At 46.2% G+C, this 19,363-nt stretch carries 17 protein-coding genes; 5 read left to right on the top strand and 12 right to left on the bottom strand.

The annotated features are described in order from the left end of the window. Nucleotide 1: 1 nt before the first annotated feature. The 3 genes from GQS64_RS07770 to mobA are packed head-to-tail and all read right to left on the bottom strand — an operon-like array spanning nt 2 to nt 1,752. Nucleotides 2-625, bottom strand: a complete 624-nt coding sequence (locus GQS64_RS07770; protein WP_198231183.1) for a glutathione S-transferase family protein — start codon at nt 623-625, stop codon at nt 2-4. Nucleotide 626: 1 nt separating this feature from the next. After that, nucleotides 627-1,154: a molybdopterin-guanine dinucleotide biosynthesis protein B gene (gene mobB / locus GQS64_RS07765; RefSeq protein ID WP_077992366.1), complete on the bottom strand. Its 528-nt coding sequence runs from the start codon at nt 1,152-1,154 to the stop codon at nt 627-629. Continuing rightward, nucleotides 1,138-1,752, bottom strand: a complete 615-nt coding sequence (gene mobA, locus GQS64_RS07760) for a molybdenum cofactor guanylyltransferase (RefSeq protein ID WP_198231182.1) — start codon at nt 1,750-1,752, stop codon at nt 1,138-1,140. The genes mobB and mobA overlap by 17 nt, the downstream gene beginning before the upstream one ends. A gap of 531 nt (nt 1,753-2,283) precedes the next feature. Here mobA and GQS64_RS07755 point away from each other — a divergent pair. Next, nucleotides 2,284-4,293, top strand: coding sequence for a L,D-transpeptidase family protein (locus GQS64_RS07755; RefSeq protein WP_198231181.1), 2,010 nt, complete (start codon nt 2,284-2,286; stop codon nt 4,291-4,293). A 458-nt stretch (nt 4,294-4,751) separates the two neighbouring features. On the opposite strand, the gene rpmG is transcribed toward GQS64_RS07755, so the two are convergent. The 4 genes from rpmG to topA all read right to left on the bottom strand — a co-directional run bounded on the left by rpmG (nt 4,752) and on the right by topA (nt 11,434). Continuing rightward, a complete protein-coding gene (gene rpmG, locus GQS64_RS07750; RefSeq protein ID WP_075870557.1) occupies nt 4,752-4,919 on the bottom strand; it encodes a 50S ribosomal protein L33 in 168 nt (55 codons plus the stop codon). Nucleotides 4,920-5,024: 105 nt separating this feature from the next. After that, nucleotides 5,025-6,197: an MFS transporter gene (locus GQS64_RS07745; protein WP_198231180.1), complete on the bottom strand. Its 1,173-nt coding sequence runs from the start codon at nt 6,195-6,197 to the stop codon at nt 5,025-5,027. Between the two features lie 302 nt (nt 6,198-6,499). After that, nucleotides 6,500-8,764 carry a ribonuclease R gene (rnr, locus tag GQS64_RS07740; protein WP_198231179.1) on the bottom strand — a complete coding sequence of 755 codons (2,265 nt, stop codon included), beginning with the start codon at nt 8,762-8,764 and terminating at the stop codon, nt 6,500-6,502. A 24-nt stretch (nt 8,765-8,788) separates the two neighbouring features. After that, nucleotides 8,789-11,434 (bottom strand): type I DNA topoisomerase, encoded by a 2,646-nt coding sequence (gene topA, locus GQS64_RS07735; protein WP_198231178.1) that lies wholly within the window; start codon nt 11,432-11,434, stop codon nt 8,789-8,791. 243 nt (nt 11,435-11,677) lie between these two features. Between topA and GQS64_RS07730 the strand changes: the two genes are divergently transcribed. After that, the gene (locus GQS64_RS07730) at nt 11,678-11,848 is read left to right on the top strand and encodes a hypothetical protein (protein ID WP_198231177.1); all 171 of its coding nucleotides are present in this window, start codon (nt 11,678-11,680) and stop codon (nt 11,846-11,848) included. On the opposite strand, the gene dprA is transcribed toward GQS64_RS07730, so the two are convergent. From dprA to GQS64_RS07710, 4 genes are read right to left on the bottom strand one after another with little or no spacing between them, the layout of a single operon-like run. Beyond that, nucleotides 11,829-13,004, bottom strand: a complete 1,176-nt coding sequence (gene dprA, locus GQS64_RS07725; RefSeq protein WP_198231176.1) for a DNA-processing protein DprA — start codon at nt 13,002-13,004, stop codon at nt 11,829-11,831. The genes GQS64_RS07730 and dprA overlap by 20 nt on opposite strands. A 21-nt stretch (nt 13,005-13,025) precedes the next feature. Next, the gene (gene plsY / locus GQS64_RS07720) at nt 13,026-13,664 is read right to left on the bottom strand and encodes a glycerol-3-phosphate 1-O-acyltransferase PlsY (RefSeq protein WP_198231175.1); all 639 of its coding nucleotides are present in this window, start codon (nt 13,662-13,664) and stop codon (nt 13,026-13,028) included. Between the two features lie 35 nt (nt 13,665-13,699). Next, nucleotides 13,700-14,995, bottom strand: a complete 1,296-nt coding sequence (locus GQS64_RS07715; protein ID WP_198231174.1) for a dihydroorotase — start codon at nt 14,993-14,995, stop codon at nt 13,700-13,702. Beyond that, the gene (locus GQS64_RS07710; protein WP_077992352.1) at nt 14,992-15,954 is read right to left on the bottom strand and encodes an aspartate carbamoyltransferase catalytic subunit; all 963 of its coding nucleotides are present in this window, start codon (nt 15,952-15,954) and stop codon (nt 14,992-14,994) included. Before GQS64_RS07710 ends, GQS64_RS07715 begins: the two co-directional genes overlap by 4 nt. A 130-nt stretch (nt 15,955-16,084) precedes the next feature. Here GQS64_RS07710 and GQS64_RS07705 point away from each other — a divergent pair, with 130 nt between their 5' ends. Further along, on the top strand, nt 16,085-17,713 hold the full coding sequence (locus GQS64_RS07705) for an acyl-CoA dehydrogenase family protein (protein WP_198231173.1): 1,629 nt from the start codon (nt 16,085-16,087) through the stop codon (nt 17,711-17,713). Here the strand turns inward: GQS64_RS07705 and ruvX are convergent. Continuing rightward, nucleotides 17,698-18,177, bottom strand: coding sequence for a Holliday junction resolvase RuvX (ruvX, locus tag GQS64_RS07700; protein WP_077992350.1), 480 nt, complete (start codon nt 18,175-18,177; stop codon nt 17,698-17,700). The two genes, GQS64_RS07705 and ruvX, sit on opposite strands and share 16 nt — an antisense overlap. Before the next feature lie 116 nt (nt 18,178-18,293). Between ruvX and GQS64_RS07695 the strand changes: the two genes are divergently transcribed. Both GQS64_RS07695 and gatC read left to right on the top strand, forming a co-directional pair. Continuing rightward, a complete protein-coding gene (locus tag GQS64_RS07695; protein WP_198231172.1) occupies nt 18,294-18,998 on the top strand; it encodes a metal-dependent hydrolase in 705 nt (234 codons plus the stop codon). 77 nt (nt 18,999-19,075) lie between these two features. Beyond that, nucleotides 19,076-19,363: an Asp-tRNA(Asn)/Glu-tRNA(Gln) amidotransferase subunit GatC gene (gene gatC, locus GQS64_RS07690; protein WP_077992347.1), complete on the top strand. Its 288-nt coding sequence runs from the start codon at nt 19,076-19,078 to the stop codon at nt 19,361-19,363.

Raw genomic sequence — 19,363 nt, 5'->3', positions numbered from 1 at the left:
GTTAGCTGATCGGAATCATGACATGTTTTTTATATCCGGGACGTGTCTGTAATTTCTGGTACCATGCTTCGACATTACTGAATTTGTTTTTACGCGGCAATTCCATAGCGTAATAATAATAGACGAATACGCCCGGAATAATATCGCCAATGCCCAGATTTTCGCCAGACAGAAAAGGCTGTTTTTTTAATTCGCCATCCATAATGGATAAGCCTTTTTCAAACTTTTCGACACTGGCGACAACTTTTTGCGCGTCACGTTTTTCAGGTGCAAGACGCACGACATTCATCAGGAGATCGACAAACGGGCTAAACAATGTAGCCATCGTCCAATCCATCCATTTTTCGGCAGCCGCGCGTTTGCCACAATCCTCGATCCACAACACGCCTTTGCCGTAGCGGGCTGCTAGGTAGCGCACGATCGTATTGGATTCCCAGAGTACCAGCTCGTCATCCTTGATTGTAGGAACAAGTCCGTTCGGGTTAAGTGCCAGAAACTCCGGTGTATCCAATCCGCCATAGGGACCACCCGCTTTGACAAATTGATAATCGAGCCCGATTTCTTCGAGCGTCCAAAGAACTTTTTTGACATTGCTGGACGTAGGGCGCCCCCAAAGTACGAGCATTCTATGCCTCTTGTTTTTGTTCGAGTTTCATATGATCGACAATAAAATCTGCAATCGCCTGTACATCATTAATGTTGAAAACAGGCAAATGCTTTTCTTCCACCGGCATATCAGACGCAATAGCGACTATATGGGGATCCGATTTATTGAGCGGCTCGCCAACTTTACCACCAGTGTGGCGAACCTCAAGTTTGTCGTGATTGTCCCGTTTATATCCTTCCACAATCACAAGATCACATGGTGATAAAAGTTCGAGAATTCGGGAAAGCGGTGTCTCTTCCTCTGTTTTGTTTTCGTGAATAAGTGCAAAGCGCCGCGAAGACACTACAGCAACTTCCTGCGCTCCCGATTTCCGATGCCGCCACGAGTCAGTGTTTTCATGGTCAATATCAAAATCATGATGAGCATGTTTGACCGTTGCAATCTTGTAACCGCGAGAGGTCAACTCTTCCACCAAGCGTACAACCATGGTTGTTTTTCCGTTGTTTTTCCAACCGGTTACGCCAAATACTTTAAGCTTTGGTTTCATCTTTTATCCCGAATTTTTCCTGTAAATATTGATAATCTTCAGGCGTGTTGACGTTGAAGAATGCACCTTCAGAATAGACATTGTCAAACCGCACTATAGACACATTATGCGCAAAAGCGAATGATCTGATACTTTTATTTCCCGCCGCCTTCAGAAATTTTAAGAGCTCGGAACAAAGCTTCGTAGACCAGAGAGCAAATGTCGGTTGAAGGCCGGATGGCGTAGAAGCAATCTTAAGAGTCGTGTTTTCATCGAGACCGGCTGTGATTTTGACAAAAAACTCCTCCGGTATAATCGGACAATCCACCGGCACTGTGAGAATGTAACCGAAGCCATTGGCGCTAGCATATTGAAGTCCTGCATATACGCCGGCAAGAGGCCCGCCATATTTTATTTCTGCAGGGTCTGGTAAAACTGCAATATGTCCAAGTTCTGCCTTGTCGAATGTATTGGAACTGACAGCTACAGGAAATTTGTGGCGTTCAAAACTTGCGATCTGGTTTTGAACGAGGCTTTTTCCGCTAAATATGAGGCCTGCTTTATCTCGCCCCATGCGCGAGGAATGTCCACCGGCCAAAATCAAACCCAGAATTTCCATCAATTCAACTCCGACATATCATCTCGACCATGCCAGATCATATCGGGCAAAACCGGAATGTGAAATTTCATCATGCAGGTATTGAATGCATCCAGCCTCAAGAAGTTGCCTCCGAATGAACCGTCACGGATTTAAACAATAATTTTAACGGATGAAACGGTCAAAGTCGATAAAAATACCATGACAGCTTGGCGAGCCGGATCAGGTTGTTTTTTGATTCTGACGAAAGAGGTGAGGGATGAATAACGATAATGACAGGAAAAAATGATGCAATCTTTTTAAAGGTTTATCTGCAAGGTTGAAGCCTTTTCAGGTATTTTAGAAATGCCTTGAGCAAGTGTTTTTGCGACATCAAACATGTTGGCGGGCATTGTTGCCGGTAAAATCAGCGGGAAGGTTGAAAGCTACGTGGAAAAACACAGTTTGCGAGAGGTGAAATTATGAAATTTTTGTGATCGTCGTTTCCCGTTTAAGAGCTTGGTTACCAAAATCCCGTAAAAGATTTTTGTAACTTTCCGGATCAGCCAGACAATGTTTCAAAAACCAATCAATCGCCTTGCATTTACCTTTCTTGCCAGTTCGGTGCTTTATGTCTCACCTTATTTCGGTGTGGAGCAAGCATCTGCTATCAATAATTTGATGGAACTGTTCAGTAAAAAAACAAAGCCGGCAACAGTGGTTGAAATGCCAACAGATTCGGGCAGTCAAACCAACAGGCAAGACAATTTTCCGGCCAAGCCGCAAAATGCGTTATCCGACAAAATACATGACAAGTCGACAAAGAGACCCGATGTCGAAAAGACGAGACAGGCCGACAGCGCAAGGCCGAAAGTTACCGATTATAAGCCGGAACGTCTAGTGCCCGTCGAATTTTCAAATGTCGACTTCATCGAAACAAATTCGGTAATGAAGTCTTTCGGTTCAGGCAGTTTGCCGCTCTCGGAGCCTTACAATGTTATTCTTGAGGGGAGTGATGAGGGTAGGAATAACCCTACAGCCCGAATGGTGAAATCGGATTTTTCCCGCATTGATGTGAAGGTGGAAAACGCGATTGCCGAATCTGTCACCAAACATTACGTGAATCATCCCGACCTTTTATGGTCGAAGAATGGCGAAATCACCGATACGACCAGAAACATTATGGCCTTTTTGTCCAATGTCGACGAAGATGGTTTGGAGCCGCAAGATTATTTTGTAAAGCTGCCGGATGAAACGCTTGATGGCGAAGAACGTAGCCTCGCATTCACCAATTTCGATGTCGCTTTGACAAGCCGGATTTTTCGTTACATTCAGGATGCGGCTAACGGCCGGATTATTGCCGACCGTCTTTCGCCTTTTCATGATTTGCCACGCAACCAAATCGACTTTGAAAAGGAATTGGATAGATTTACAAAAAGCGATGATCCTGTTGCCGAGTTAAAGTCATATCTCCCACAGTCCGATTATTATAAGGCACTGAAACACGCCTTGGCAGAAATGCCAAAGAGTGACCATGGAGACAATATCAGAATATCGCTCACAACCCTCATCAAACCCGGTCAAACGAATGAAGATTTACCTCAATTTACAAATCTTCTTTTGAAACGGGCTCCATCCGGCTATCTTTCCGATCACAAAACGATATTGGAAAAGTTTCAACACGAAACCTCCTATAACGTGCAATTGGTAGAAAGCGTAAAAGACTACCAAAAATTTATTGGCAAGACGGCAGACGGTATTATCGGCCCCTCGACGATCGCATCACTGGAAAACAATACTGTCGCAGCCAAAAGACAAAAAATTATGGATTCGATGGAACGTTTACGCTGGCTGCCGCACAGTTTCGGTTCACGTTACGTTTTTATCAATCAGGCAGCTTTTAAGGGGCAATATATCGAAAATAACGTTGTTAAACTCGATATGAAAGTCGTGGTTGGTAGCCCTCAAAGACAAACCTATTTTTTCTATGACAGAATAAGACTTGTTACATTCAACCCTTCCTGGGGCGTTCCACATTCGATCGTGGTCAACGAAATGCTGCCTCGCATCATGCAGGATTCGGGGTATCTTCAACGTAACAATTACCAGCTTTATGATAGTTCCGGTCGGCCGATTTCTGCTTCGTCCGTCAATTGGCAACAAGTGGGCTCTAAGGCACGCGGAATCAGTATTCGCCAAACACCGGGCAGAAATAATGCTCTGGGTGAACTCAAGATACTTTTCCCGAACAAGCATGATATTTATCTCCATGATACGCCTAATAAAACCGCTTTTTCGCGCGATATGCGGGCACTTAGCCATGGTTGCGTGCGTCTTGAATATCCGCGTGAAATGGCAGCCGCCGTACTTGGCAAGAATGTAGACGATTTGAAGCCTTATTTTGCAAAAGGCGAGCGGAGCCTGTCACTAAGCGAGCCGGTTCCTGTCTATCTCACCTATTTTACTGCATGGCCTGATTTAAAAACCGGCAAGATCAATTTTTATGACGATATCTATGGACGCGATGAATTGATGACCAATGCTGTTGAAAAAACAGATTCAATGCGACAATCCGATATTTAGAAAATAAAGGGTTTGTGTGATTTTACGCGTTTTTTTCGCTTTTTCCGGCGCTCTAATCCGCTTGTGAAAGCCTCGTAACGCAATTGGTGACAGGTAATACCGCGTTTTTATCCGACGGGTTCCGGCGCTATTATCGTTCCAGAAATCAACCCTTTTGGCTAAAGGTGCTTTTTATCTGAAATACCGGTACTAGAAAAAATTACACATAACTGGCGGAGTGAGTTTTCGGCGCGGGAAATTCAGACCTTCTCATGTGTGGAATTTATAGGCGAATGTAAACGGAAATTTTACATGAGTCTTGTTGCTCAATGCAGAAGATACAAAATCCGGTTTGAAAAAACGGATTTCAAAAAATCCGGCAGGATAAGCGGCCGACGCCAATAAGATTTTAGCTCTCTGAAAGGGTCAAGAAAAAGGCCGTTTCCAATAACAGAAACGGCCTTTTTCTTGAAAACGAATTACTTGATTTTTGTTTCCTTGAACTCGACATGCTTTTTTGCAATCGGGTCGTATTTACGTTTTGTCATTTTCTCTGTCATTGTGCGGCTATTTTTCTTTGTAACATAGAAAAAACCGGTATCTGCAGTCGACAAAAGCTTGATTTTAATGGATGCTGCTTTAGCCATAATTAAGGATCCTGTTCCTGAACATAAATTCACCACCTTCATACCGGAAGCAGAATTCCGATAGAAGTGGATTTTGCCGCGACACTAAGGATGTTCTACAAAAAGTCAAGAGCGGATTAGCTTTAACACCACTCTAGTGACGACTAAAATGATATAAAGTCCGAAAAATGTAGCCATTGTGTCTGAAAAGCCGAAGGGCGGGAAAATATCCATGGCTTTACCGATTGCTGTTGGCCCTACCAGCATTCCGATGCCATAGCAGAAAATAAACGCCGAATTGGCGGCAGCAAGCTCGAATCCTTTGAGGCGTGATCCCAATTGTGCAAGCCCGATTGTATAAAGTCCGGCAGAGACACCGCCAAGAACAAAAAGATCAAGTGTCAACAGCCATTTGATTTGAGCGATCAACGGAATCAACAAGGTTCCCGACAAGCCGATAATTGCACAGCCTGTCAGAGGATAACGTCTGTCTGTAACGAAGTCGCTAATCATGCCGATCGGTATCAGAAGCAGTACATTTCCCAACGCTAAAACCGACATAAACTTGGCGGCTTCGCTTTCGCTATAACCCAAATTCAGACTGAATGGCGTAATGAGTGTTAAAGCACCCATCTGTATGGCACCGTAAACGAGAACAGCCATGGTAGAACTGGGGACAGCAAAGATATAATGGAAAAATGCGACATGGTCGCTGTCTTTGAATTGTGGACTTAAATTCCATGCAACAATGATCGGGAGTGCAGCAATGGCAATCAGAAAACAAGCCGTACCGAACGGTGCAAATCCCTGACTTCCGACATAAGCGAGAAGGGTGGGGCCAATGGTAAAGCCAAGACCAAGTGTAATTGCGTAAATTGCCAGAATAGTGCCACGTTTTGCGGGTGGAGCCGAGCTGTTGACCCAAAATTCGGACAGTACAAACATCACCGTGATGGCAAAGTGCAAAGTGAAGCGCAATACAAACCAGATAACAATAGAATCAAAATAATAAAATCCTAAAAAGCTTGCGCATCCGACAGCCATCATAGTCAGAATTGAACGCGCAACGCCGATTTTCTTTGCAATAGGAGCCGTAAAAACAGCCGCGATAATTGTAGCGACACCGCCAACGGTACCGCTATAGCCAATAACACTACTGGAAAAACCCCGTGCAGCCATAAGGATAGAAATAAGCTGTGTCCCCAAGCCCAAAGCAACGCCGACTGCTCCAATCGTTGCCGTAGCAGCAATAATCGCGCGCCAGGGCTTTGTATTTCTTGGGGATACACTAGGTTGCATATTAAACTAACTTGTTATCTCCTGGAAAAATTCCGGTAATAAACTTGCTTCAGGCTAAAAAACGGCTGAACGGAATTTAATATTAAATAAAGACAATAAAACCCTTGTTACTTTAATCAATTTATTATCATCGTTCTAAAGTTCAATCATTTACCTGCTCTGTTCCTGCAAGTCAAATTGCCGACTTCAATTCTGGTATCCGTTTCAACAGTCAACAAACTTGAACGTGATTCATGCGGGAAAAACGATCGTTTATGTTCCGTTCCCGATTACCAAATTTGTTTAATCGTATAGATAACAGATTAGGCAGAACCACGCCCTTTTCGAGCCGAACGATTGAAACGACGCATCCCTGTTTTGCTTTTATGATGGGAAACCGGTGAAAATGGTAGCGGTCGCGCCGGACTTAACATTTCAAAGCGCAAAGCACCTGCAATCGGCTGGGCTTCGATCAACCTCACATTGACACTGTCTCCCAATTGATAGCCTTTGTGGCTTCTTTCGCCGATCAGCGCGTGGCGTGCTTCGTCATAAATATAATAGTCTGTAGAAAGAGACGAAATAGGCGTGAAGCCGTCGGCTCCCAAACGGTCAAGCGAAATGAACAAACCGGATTTTGTGACACCGGCAACACGCCCGCTGAATTCGGCACCAATTTTATCAGCCAGAAAATGGGCGACCAGCCGGTCGATTGTTTCACGTTCTGCTGCCATTGCACGCCGCTCAGTCAGAGAAATTGCCACTGCGATTTCATCAAGATTTTTTTCTTCTTCATCCGTTAAGCCGTCATTGCCGAGCTTGAGCGATTTAATCAATGCGCGATGAACGATCAAATCTGCATAACGGCGGATAGGCGAGGTGAAATGAGCGTAGTTACGCAAATTAAGGCCAAAATGACCGATGTTTTCAGGTGCATATTCGGCTTGCGATTGCGTACGCAATATGACCTGATTAACGAGTTCCTGCTGATCTGTGTCTTTTACACGTTCAAGTATTTTGTTGAAGCGTTCGGGCGTCAGCTCCGCGCTACGGGAAAGTGACAGTCCGAGCGAGTGCAAAAATTCTCTCAATCCTTCCTGTTTTGCCAGTGAAGGTTGGTCATGAATACGATAAATAAGTGGCTGATGTTTCGATTTGAGCGTTTCGGCAGCCGATACATTTGCCAGAATCATAAATTCTTCAATGAGCTTATGGGCATCAAGTCGCGGCGGTATAATAACGTCGCGAATGCGTCCGGTTTCATCAAGAATAATTTTCCGTTCGGGTAGGTCAAGTTCGAGCGGTTGGCGTTCGTCACGGGCTTTTTTCAATAATTCATAAGCCGCCCACAATGGCCTCAATATATTTTCGAGTATCGGAGCCGTCTTTTCATCCGGCTTTCCATCAATGGCTCTTTGCGTTTGTTGATAGGAAAGTTTGGCGCTAGAGCGCATCATAATACGGTGAAAACTATGGCTTCGCTTTTTCCCCTGATTGTCAAAAATCATACGGACAGCCATGGCCGGACGATCTTCCCCTTCACGTAAAGAACAGAGATTGTTGGAGATATGTTCCGGTAACATCGGAACGACCCGGTCGGGGAAATAAACGGAATTTCCGCGTTTTAAAGCTTCTTTGTCCAATGCACTGTCAGGACGCACATAATAGCCGACATCGGCAATAGCAACAGTTACAATTGCACCGCCTTTGTTATCTTCCGAAGTGTCCATTTCAGCGCAAACAGCATCATCATGATCTTTTGCATCTTCCGGATCGATCGTAACAAAAGGAAGATCACGCCAATCTTCACGATTATCCATTGTTGCGGGTTTGGCTTCATCGGCTTCTTCGAGAACACGTTCGGGAAAAACATAGGGTATGTCATGCGATATAATCGCAATCATGGACAAAGCTTTTTCGCTTTCGACACTGCCAAGAATATTTTTGACGATACCGCGTTTCAAACCGTATTGCTTGTCGCGGCCAATCTCGACTTCTACAAGGTCACCGGCTTTCGCATCGCTATCGGGGGGTAAATCGACAGCAACTTCATGTGCTTTACGATCAATCGGTTCGAGACGCCATTTGCCGTTTCCGATAGCGCGAAGCACTCCCATGGTGGTCAGTTCCTGCCGCTCGATTCGCTTGATCGCACGGCCGGTATAAGCGGGACCTTCCGGTCTTTTGTTACGGAAAATTTTGGCGAGAATTCTGTCGCCAACACCGATTGCCGGTCCTTTTGTGTGTCGAGCCGGATGAAGAGCGACAAGCGGGGCATCTTCACCCTCCCATTCCGCGGGTTCGGCAATAAAACCGCCATCACGGTCGCGACCTTTAATGTCGAGTACGGCCACTGGCGGAAGGACGTGTTTTGGAACAATTTTCTTTCTTTGTTTTGAAACTGCGCCTTCGCTCTTGAGTTCGCGCAACAGATCTTTCAGCCAAATTCGTGCGTCACCTTTAAGGTTGAACGCTTTGGCCAATTCGCGTTTTCCCGACAAATTCGGATTTTCTTCGATAAAAGCGAGAATGTCATTCTTTGTCGGTAAATGCGAAATTTTCCTGTTATCGGGATGTTTCTTCATCATTCATTTTCCATCCCGTTTAACGGGTTAATCTGCTTTTTTGGAAGTTGTCTTTTTGGTTGCGGCTTTTTTTGTTGCCGTTTTTTTTGCAACAGTTTTTTTGGCTGTCGCGGCTTTTGTTGCGGTTTTCTTTACCGCTGCTTTGCGGCCTTTTTTGGGAGCGTCGGCTTTTTTTGAAATCAGCTCCAAAGCTTCTTCCAGCGTGACAGATGCGGGATCCTGCCCCTTTGGCAAAGTTGCGTTGATTTTGCCCCAGTTAACATAAGGCCCATAACGGCCGTCACGCACCGTAACATCGCCCCCTTCCGGATGCTGTCCAAGAGTTGCAATAGCTTTCGGTGTTGCACTGCGGCGCGAGCTGCCACGTGCCTGTTTTTCTGCAAGAACGGTTACGGCTCTGTTGATGCCGATGTCGAACACCTCTTCAGGTGTTTCGAGATTGGCATATTGACCATCGTGCGAGACATAAGGTCCATATCTACCGATGGAAGCCGTAATCGGTTTGCCGGTTTCCGGATGTAACCCGACTTCCCGCGGCAAGGCCAAAAGTGCCAGCGCCTTTTCAAGGTTCATCTCGTTAGGCGACCAACTTTTAGGAAGGCCTGCACGCTTCAGTTCTTCACCATGTTTACATTCCACATAAGGACCGAAACGCCCGATTTTAAGAACGACATCTTCACCATTTTCAGGATTTTTTCCGAGTATTGTCGGTCCATCCGCCTGCTGTGCTTCGCCATCGCCCACGTCTTCGCTTCCCAATTGTCTTGTATATTTACATTCGGGATAGTTGGAACAGCCGACGAATGCACCATAACGACCAAGTTTGAGGGATAGCCGGCCTTCATGACAAAGCGGGCAGGAACGTGGATCGCTACCGTCTTCGCGAGGTGGAAATGCAAGCGGAGCCAGCGCGTCATTCAACACATCAAGAACATTGCTCACGCGCAATTCCTTGATGTCGGCTACCGAAGCGTTGAAGGCATCCCAGAATTCCCGCAATACCTGTTTCCAGGACAGTTTTCCATCCGAAATAAGATCAAGCTTTTCTTCGAGATCGGCGGTAAAGTCGTATTCTACATAACGGTTGAAGAAATTTTCAAGAAAAGCGGTGACAATACGCCCTTTTGCCTGAGGTATGAGCTTGCGTTTTTCAATCGTCACATAATCGCGGTCGCGAAGTGTAGCGAGTGTTGATGCGTAAGTGGATGGGCGACCAATTCCGAGTTCTTCAAGCTTTTTGATGAGTGTTGCTTCCGAATAGCGGGCAGGTGGCTCGGTCGTGTGTTTGAGAGCCTCAATAGCAAGCTTTTTCAATTTCTCATCGGCTTCCATCTTTGGCAGCCTTATGGAATCTTCACTTTCCGTCGTGTCGTCATCTTTTTGATCGGAATAGGCAGCAATGAAACCGTCAAATGTGATTACCGAACCGACGGCTCTCAGATTTGCATGATCGGAACCTTTTATCGCTTCAATTTCGACAGTTGTTCGTTCAATATCAGCCGGCTTCATTTGACTGGAAATAGCCCGTTTCCAAACGAGTTCGTAAAGTTTGAACTGGTCGCTATCGAGATATTTTTTTACGTCATCGGGTTTGCGCATGAAGTCGGTGGGGCGAATAGCCTCGTGAGCTTCCTGGGCATTTTTAGCTTTTGTTGAATAGAAACGTGGTTTGTCAGGCACATAATTTGCGCCGAACATCCCGTGAATTGCTTTTCTTGCAGCTTCGATTGCTTCAGGCGCAATTTGAACGCCATCGGTACGCATATAAGTAATGAGACCGGTTGTCTCGCCTCCTATATCAATACCTTCATAGAGCTTTTGGGCAACTTGCATTGTACGCGAGGCAGAAAAACCGAGTTTGAAGGATGCTGCCTGTTGTAGCGTCGATGTGGTAAATGGCGGGACAGGATTGCGTTTTGTCGGTTTTGCTTCGACACTTATTGTTCGGAAATCGGCGCCGTCCAACATTTTACGGATGTTTTCTGCCTGTTCAAAACTTTTTATATCGAGTTTACCAAGTTTTTTCTGATTGAATGCAACGAGTTTTGCCAGAAAGCTGTCGTCAGCTTTCGTGGCAAGCTTTGCTTCTATCGACCAATAATCTTCACGTTGGAAACGTTCAATTTCCGACTCGCGGTCACAAACAAGACGCAAAGCCACCGATTGGACACGACCGGCAGAACGGGCACCGGGTAGTTTACGCCAGAGTACCGGAGAAAGAGTAAATCCTACGAGATAGTCGAGAGCCCGTCGCGCCAAATAAGCATCAACGAGCGGAATATCAATCGAACGTGGATGAGCCATTGCTTCCAGCACCGCGTGTTTGGTAATCGCATTAAAAACCACCCGTTTGACAGGTTTACCTTTTAACAGTTTTTTATGCTGCAAAACGTCAAGTACATGCCACGAGATGGCTTCACCTTCACGGTCAGGGTCGGTTGCGAGAATAAGACCGTCGGCATCCTTTAGTGCCTTGGATATTTCGGCAAGTCTTTTGGCACCGGTCGGGCTGGTATCCCATTTCATTGCAAAATCTTCGTCCGGCAATACCGATCCGTCTTTTGCAGGAAGATCGCGTACATGCCCGAATGATGCCAGAACTTTGTAATCGGGCCCTAGATATTTATTGATCGTTTTAGCTTTTGCCGGTGATTCTACGACGACAACATCCATAATAATATCCGCTTCCCTCAACCGATGATTTTTCCTGTTCCTCAATTGAACGGCTGAACACCATTGGTCAAGGCTAAATGAAAAAAAAACCTGTATGCAACTAATGATTGCACACAATAAAAATACACGTTATTATCGCTAAGCTAACTAACCATTGTTGCTAAATCCTGTTTGATCCTGAACGTTTATTGTCTACTCCATTTATATAAGAAACGGGAGGATTTATATAAGGAGGAGAGAGGGATGCCGTCAGACAGCACGAAAATTATCGGATATATTACCGATATGTCCAGACAAATGACAATAATGGCGATGAAAGCCAATTCGCCCTTTCTGGCTTATCTTCTGGAATTGGCCGCCAAAGAGGGGCAAAATATCTTGAATGATGATGTTGCTAACGAGGAAAATCGTTAAAAGCGAGAGAAACAAGTCCACCGCTATGGCGGACGAGCTTTCCGGCCAGATCCAGTTCGACGAGTATCAGATAGATTTTATCAATCGGCACACCTGAGGAATTGCTCAGAGTTTCTATGTCTATGGGGGTTGTTGAAAGTGCGTCTATTATTGCGTCGCGTTCTCTGTCATTTGCGTCAATATCGCGAGCTTCGGTGTTATCAATTTTTGTTTGATCGGTTTCCTCAATACTGTCTACGGGGGCAAAAAGCGAAGTTTGGTTTTCGTTCGACGTTGTAAGTGGCAGAAGCGTTTCGGCAATGTCTTCAGGGCGGGTAACGAGAAGTGCGCCCTCCTTGATAATATTATTGGTGCCTTGCGCTCTGGGATCAAGAGGGGAGCCGGGTATTGCAAACACGATACGCCCCATTTCCGCAGCCATGCGCGCCGTTATGAGCGAACCGGAGCGAATCGCTGCTTCACAAACCAGAACTCCCAATGATAACCCTGCAATGATTCGGTTACGGCGAGGAAAATCCTGTGCACGCGGTAGGGCGCCGATTGGCATTTCACTGATAATGGCGCCACCTTTTTCCAATATTTTTTCGTAAAGGGTGTTATTTTCAGGTGGATATATATGATCGATACCGCCGGCCATAACGGCGATTGTACCGGTTTCAAGACTTGAAATATGGGCTGCTGTATCCACTCCGCGCGCCAATCCGGAAATGATTTTAAATCCCGTTTCTCCCAATTTCTGGCAAAAGAGAGTTGTCAGCTTTTTTCCTGTCGCCGATGCATTGCGCGACCCCACTACGCCGACAGAAGGAGAAAAAAAGCAATCGCAATTTCCCTTTATCGCAACGAGTGGTGGCGGCGTTTCGGCTGCACGCAAATAAGGCGGGTAATCCGGCTCGCCCACACCAACAAAGCGTACGCCTATTTTTTCGGCTCGTTCGAGTTCCTGTTCGGCATCCTTTCTGCTTGCAATCCGGATAGGCTTGCCTTTGCCCCCCTTTATACTCAATTCAGGAAGTGCAGCGAGAGCATTTGACGCAGAACCGAAATGTTCGATCAGATTGATAAAGGTGACTGCTCCGACATTTTCACTTCGTATCAATTGCAACCAGCTAAGACGCTGGGCATCGCTCAGAGTAATCCCTTTACGTTTTTCCATTGGATTGCAAGTTCCCGCTATTTATTTTTTTGAGCCGATTTTACTTTCGTTTCCTGTCAATAAACGTCTTATATTGGCGTGATGTTTTAAAATGACAATGACACTCATGAAGGAAAGTACAATTGCAAAAAGATTTTGCGAAGGCCTGTCCATGAAAAGCCAAATGAAAATCGGCACCAGAATAACTGCAAAAAGTGCCGATAATGAAGAATAACGCGTGACGAACGCTGTCAATAGCCAGACACATATGAATACCAATGCGGCAGGCGGATAAAATCCGAGACAAACACCGAGATAGGTGGCAACGCCTTTGCCACCTTTGAATTTCAGCCAAACCGGATAGAGATGGCCGATGAATGCCGCAAATCCACCCAGAGCGACAATTACAATATTGTTATAGTCCAAAGCCGACAGCAGAAAAGCAATATAAACCGCCAATGTTCCTTTAAACATGTCGCATAGCAATGTTAACAGTGCGATCTTTTTATTGCCGGTTCGCAAAACATTTGTTGCACCGATATTACCCGATCCTATTTTGCGCACATCCCCAAGGCCGGCAAGCCGGGTAAATAATAGTCCGAAAGGTATCGAGCCGATAAGATAACAAATCAAAAGCGTCAGCCAGGAAACCATTTTCGGAGATAAAGCAATATCGGCCATAGAGTTACCCTTTTCAAGATTTGCCGTTCGACCTGTCAGTTCTGATAGTCATATACGCATTTACCGGCGACATAGGTTTTCAATACATGTCCCTGAAAACGTGCATTCTCGAAAGGCGTATTCTTGGATCGCGAATGGAGCATATCAAGGGTTAAAACCCATGGTTCATCGAGATCGACCAGAATAAAATCGGCCATTTTTCCTGACTGCAAGGTTCCCGCGTCAATTTGGAGGACTTTTGCCGGATTGGTGGAAAGGAGAGCCGCAATTTTGCCGAGAGGAAGCGATTGGTCGTGATAAAGGCGTAAGGCTGCTGCCAGCAATGTTTCCATACCGACGGCACCGGCTTCTGCATCTTCAAAAGGCAAACGTTTTGTATCCGCGCCTTGCGGATCGTGACTGGATACAATGATGTCGATTGTTCCATCGCGAATCGCTTCAATCATGGCGAGGCGATCCTCTTCCGATCTGAGCGGAGGCGAGAGCCGGAAGAACGTACGGTATTCGCCAATATCGTTTTCATTCAAAGTGAGATTATTAATTGAAACACCTGCCGTTACATTATCCAGATTTTGTTTGGCACGGCGGATAGCTTCAGCAGACATTCCGGTGGAAAGTTCGGCAGCATGATAACGGCAACCCGTCAAGGCGGCCAAACGCAAATCGCGTTCGAGAGGGATGACTTCCGCCTCTTTGGGAATACCCGCAAGGCCTAGCCAGCTTGACAGTAATCCCTCATTCATCACTCCGGCACCGGTTAGCCATTTATCCTGGGTTTCGTGGATAATCAGCGCGTCAAAGTCATGCGCATAAGTCATAGCACGCCGGAGAACCAGAGAATTTTCAACTGTTTTATGACCGTCGGTGAAAGCTATCGCGCCAGATTCTTTCAATAGACCGAATTCGGTCATTTCCTGTCCTTCAAGTTGTTTGGTAATCGCCGCTGAAGGATAAACATGAACCGATGCATTTTCACGTGCGGTCTGTTTGACAAATTCGACCAATGCGACATCATCAATAACCGGATGGGTATCCGGCATCATCACAAAAGAGGTGACACCGCCGGCAGCGGCAGAATGACTCGCCGAACGAATGGTCTCGCGGTGTTCATTGCCGGGTTCACCGACATAAACGCGCGCGTCGACAAGTCCGGGAAGAATTGCTTTTCCTTGTGCATCAAAAACCTCGGCGCCCTCCGGTGCTCCCTGATTTTGTGCATTTTCACCACATGCCTTGATGACGCCATCGACGACAATAAGCGTGCCTATTTCATCCTTGTTGCATGAAGGATCGACGATGCGGGCGTTTTTATAAACCAGAGATCTCTTCATTGGATTTCTCCTTCGCTGCGACGTGGATCCAGTAATGCTTCAATAACAGCCATTCTGACGGCAACCCCCATTTCGACCTGTGTGTGGATTACACTCTGCGGGCCATCCGCAATATCGGAAGCGATTTCGACACCACGATTGATCGGTCCGGGGTGCATAACAATGCAATCTTTATTTGCAAGTGCGAGTTTCTGTTTATCCAGTCCGAAGAAATGAAAATACTCCCTTACGGAAGGAATAAACGCGCCTGACATGCGTTCGCGTTGCAGACGGAGCATCATAATAACGTCTGCATCTTTCAAACCTTCTTGCATCGTTGTGAAAACTTCAACACTCATATTGCCAATATCAAAGGGAAGAAGTGTCGTTGGTGCGACCGCCCGTACCCGCGCGCCCAAAGCATTCAGGCTTAAAATGTTGGAACGTGCAACGCGTGAATGCAATATGTCGCCACAAATAGCAACCGTTAGACCGTCAATTCTGCCTTTCGCACGCCGGATAGTCAGTGCATCAAGAAGGGCTTGTGTAGGGTGTTCGTGTGCACCATCACCCGCATTGACGACGGCACAGCTTACTTTTTGTGCAAGAAGTGCGGCTGCACCGCCCGATTTGTGGCGAACGACCAGAATATCGGGATGCATTGCATTCAGTGTCATTGCCGTATCTATAAGAGTTTCGCCTTTTTTGACAGATGAATGGCTTACCGCCATATTCATGACATCTGCACCAAGCCGTTTTCCGGCAAGTTCAAATGATGATTGTGTGCGCGTGGAATTTTCAAAAAATAAATTTATTTGTGTTCGTCCGCGCATAGACGTTTTTTTCTTGTCAATCTGGCGCGATATTGCGACATTCGCATCTGCGCGGTCGATTAATGTTGTCAGATCATGTGCACTCAGGCCTTTAATGCCCAAGAGATGGCGGTGTGGGAAGATAGGGAAAGAAGTTGTTTGAATCATCACAGAAATTTCCTAAAGAAACTGAGTGACACTACAACAAGGGTTGCTTTTTATGCAATGTCTGTTTTAACCGCACCAATAACTTAATTTCACCGCAACAAAGAATTTTTGACGGAATCAGGAATAAATTGTGAACACTGTAGCCAATCGGAATATCATGCGAAAAAATGCTTTTTTAGATGATGCGGTTCTGTTCCGTTTTTCGTCTCTTTTGCCAACGCCTCTCCTTGCCGGTTTCGAGGAAATAGGTGCATTTGTGGCAAGCAGGGAAGCGCAGGATCTTGCAAGACTTGCCAATATTCACCGGCCAATTCTCAGACGTGAGAATGAATGGGGCGATGGTCTGCAACAATTGGAAACCCATCCTGCCTATCATGCATTGTTGCGGCGTTCCCGTCAGGCTGGTCTTTGTTCTTCATTGTGGGAAAAGGGGCCGGCCGAAAATGGCGTCCGTTATCAATCGCGCGCCATCCGGCTTTTTCTCATGTCGGGTCTTGAAACCGGTCATTTGAACGAGATTACGTCTACGAGTGCCGGCATTTCGGCTCTTATTGGCGAAGCCGATCTGTTCGGCAAATGGCAAAATGTCCTATTGTCACGCCAGCACGATTATTCTTCTCGTCCGATCTCTACAAAAAAATCGGCAAGCCTTACATTTGCCTGCGACGAGGTAAGAAATAGTTTGCAAAATGCAACGCAGGTTTCGGCAGCAACGCGCATTTCATTTGATTCCGCAAACGGAAGAGATCTCTACCGGATTGATGCCGTTAAACAGTCGGTACTCAATCCGATGGCTGACGGTTATTTTGTAACCGCCGAGGTAGGCGGGCAAAAATGTTGCTTCTTCGTTTCCCGCTTTCTCGACAATGGCGCATTGAACGGAAATATTTCGGTGGATTTTCTCGTCCATCGCGCTGGCGAATGTTCGTCAGCAGAAGGGCAGGTTTCTTTTCGCGACAGTCTCGGCTGGTTGATCGGCAAAATCGGCGAAGGCGATAAAGTCATCAGAGATGTTGAAACGATGACACGTTTTGATCAGGCGGTGATTTCTGCGGGTGTCTTGCGCGCAGCGCTTCAAACGGGTGTGAATTTCTTCAGACGCTTCAATCCGCGTCAGGTTTTGCCACCTTTGACCGAGCGTATTTTTGCTGATCTTGCACTTGATGTTGTGGCTTCCCAATGTCTCGTTATGCGGCTTGCACGTGCATTCGATAGTGCCGCATCCAATCGCGGGGAGGCGGCTTTTGCCCGTATTATGACGCCGATTATAGCAATCCATATTAACGAGCTGGTGGCTCCGGTTATCGGGGAAATTATTTCTCAAATGGGTGCTCAGGCATATATGTTCGATAGCCGCATGGGTAGAATGCTTGTCGACGCCCCGATGCGTACCATGAAGGGTAATGGCGGCAATGATATTGTCGTCGACACGATTCGTTTAGGCGAAAGGGCGCCCGGTCTTTTTCAGGGGTTACTTGACCAGATTGGTCGAGACATTGGCCCGGCCGGTCCGAAGACGGTTGAAATACTCAATGCGGCGGCAAGGGTCGCTGCTAATGACATCGGTGCCGGTCGACTTTTTATTGAACAAATGGCTTATGCGGGTGCTGCCGCAGCCCTCCAGCAAGCCGACATGCCCCATATAACTGCTGCTTATATTGAAAGCCGACTCGGCGGGCAGTGGCGTTCTTCTTACGGTATGTTGAGCGCACGTCATCATGCGGGACATATATTGGATACACTTTATCCGGCCGTTTGAGCCAGTCGATTCAGCCGGTCGAGCGCACCTTGCAGAATAAAAGCGGCCGCCGCAGAATCAATCCTGTCGGCACGTTTTGCGCGCGAGACATCCATTTCGAGAAGTCCTCGTTCTGCGGCCACTGTCGACAGCCGTTCGTCCCAGAATACAAAAGGGATTTCCGTAAAACTGTTCATATTATGGACAAAAGCACGTGTGGCCTGAACGCGCGGGCCGCTTGTGCCGTCCATATTTTTGGGCAGGCCAATAATTGCAACGCCGATATTTTCTTCTGAAAATATTTTTACGAGCTGTTCGGCATCAATAGAGAACTTTTTTCTCTTCAATACAGGGCGAGGGGTGGCAAAACGCCACCCAAGGTCGGAAATTGCAATACCTATTGTTTTTGTTCCTAAATCAAGACCAATAATATTTTTATCTGTCAAACCGAGAGCAGGAATTTCAGTAATATCTATAACCGGCATTGATAGAGGCCCTTATCGAATATCCCGTTTGACCAAGCAGGTACTTGGCATTTTTGAATTTTGCGTTCAATATAAGGTAAAACGTCGAACTTCCAATGAAAAACAAGGATAGTGGCATGAAAATAATATGGCTCGGTCATGCAGCCTTTCGCATTGAAGTCGGAAAAGCGATTATTCTGATAGATCCTTTTTTGACCGGCAATCCTGCAGCAAAAGACCTCGATATAAAAAAAGCAGTCGAAGGTGTTACACATATTGCACTTACTCATGGTCATAGCGATCACGTCGGAGATACGATTGCTATCGCGAAAGAAAAAAATGTTCCGGTGACTGCAAATGCCGATCTTGCCGCCTGGCTTCAGTCACAAGGCGTGAAAAATGTTGTCCCCGGTAATGCCGGTGGTACACAGACGCATGATGGCTATAGCATCACCTTTGTCAACGCCATCCATTCATCTGCCATGCTCACCGATAACGGCATGTCGCAATGTCTTGGCAATCCGAACGGATTGGTCTTCCATTTCAACAATGCGCCGACGCTCTATCATATGGGCGACACGGATATTTTTTCAGATATGCAGCTCATTAACGAGTTACATGAACCGGAAATCGGCATTGTACCTATTGGCGATTTTTTCACGATGGGTGGTGCAGTTGCAGCTCTCGCATGTCAGCGCTATTTCCATTTCAAAACAGTGATACCTTGTCACTGGGGTACTTTCCCTGTTCTCGACCAAACGCCGGAGCGTTTTGTAAAAGGTATGACCGGAACAAAAACGACCGTTGCATTGCCAAAAGTCGGTGAAACGCTCAATTTCTGAACGTCTTTTCTTGCTCTTGTGTGCTTCGGCCTGTATAGCTTCATCAAGGAAAATATCTTTCATACGGGATTTGTTTAATGTCTGTAGATATCAAAACGGTCAAACGTGTTGCCCGTCTTTCGCGTATTGCTGTGAAAGATGACGAGGCGGAGCGTATGGCAAACGAGCTCAACGCTATTTTAGGATTCGTCGAACAGCTCGATGAAGTCAATGTAGACAATATAGAGCCGCTCACATCTGTTATTCCGATGTCTTTGCGTACACGTGAAGATGTTGTCAATGATGGTAACAAAGCGGCCGACATTGTGGCCAACGCCCCTTTGAGTGAAGACAATTTCTTCCTCGTTCCAAAAGTGATCGAATAG

This window comes from Bartonella sp. P0282 (assembly GCF_048452985.1).
In the GTDB taxonomy this organism is placed as follows: domain Bacteria; phylum Pseudomonadota; class Alphaproteobacteria; order Rhizobiales; family Rhizobiaceae; genus Bartonella; species Bartonella choladocola.
Note: the sequence above shows the minus strand (reverse complement) of the source record. Positions and strands in the feature narration are given on the sequence as shown.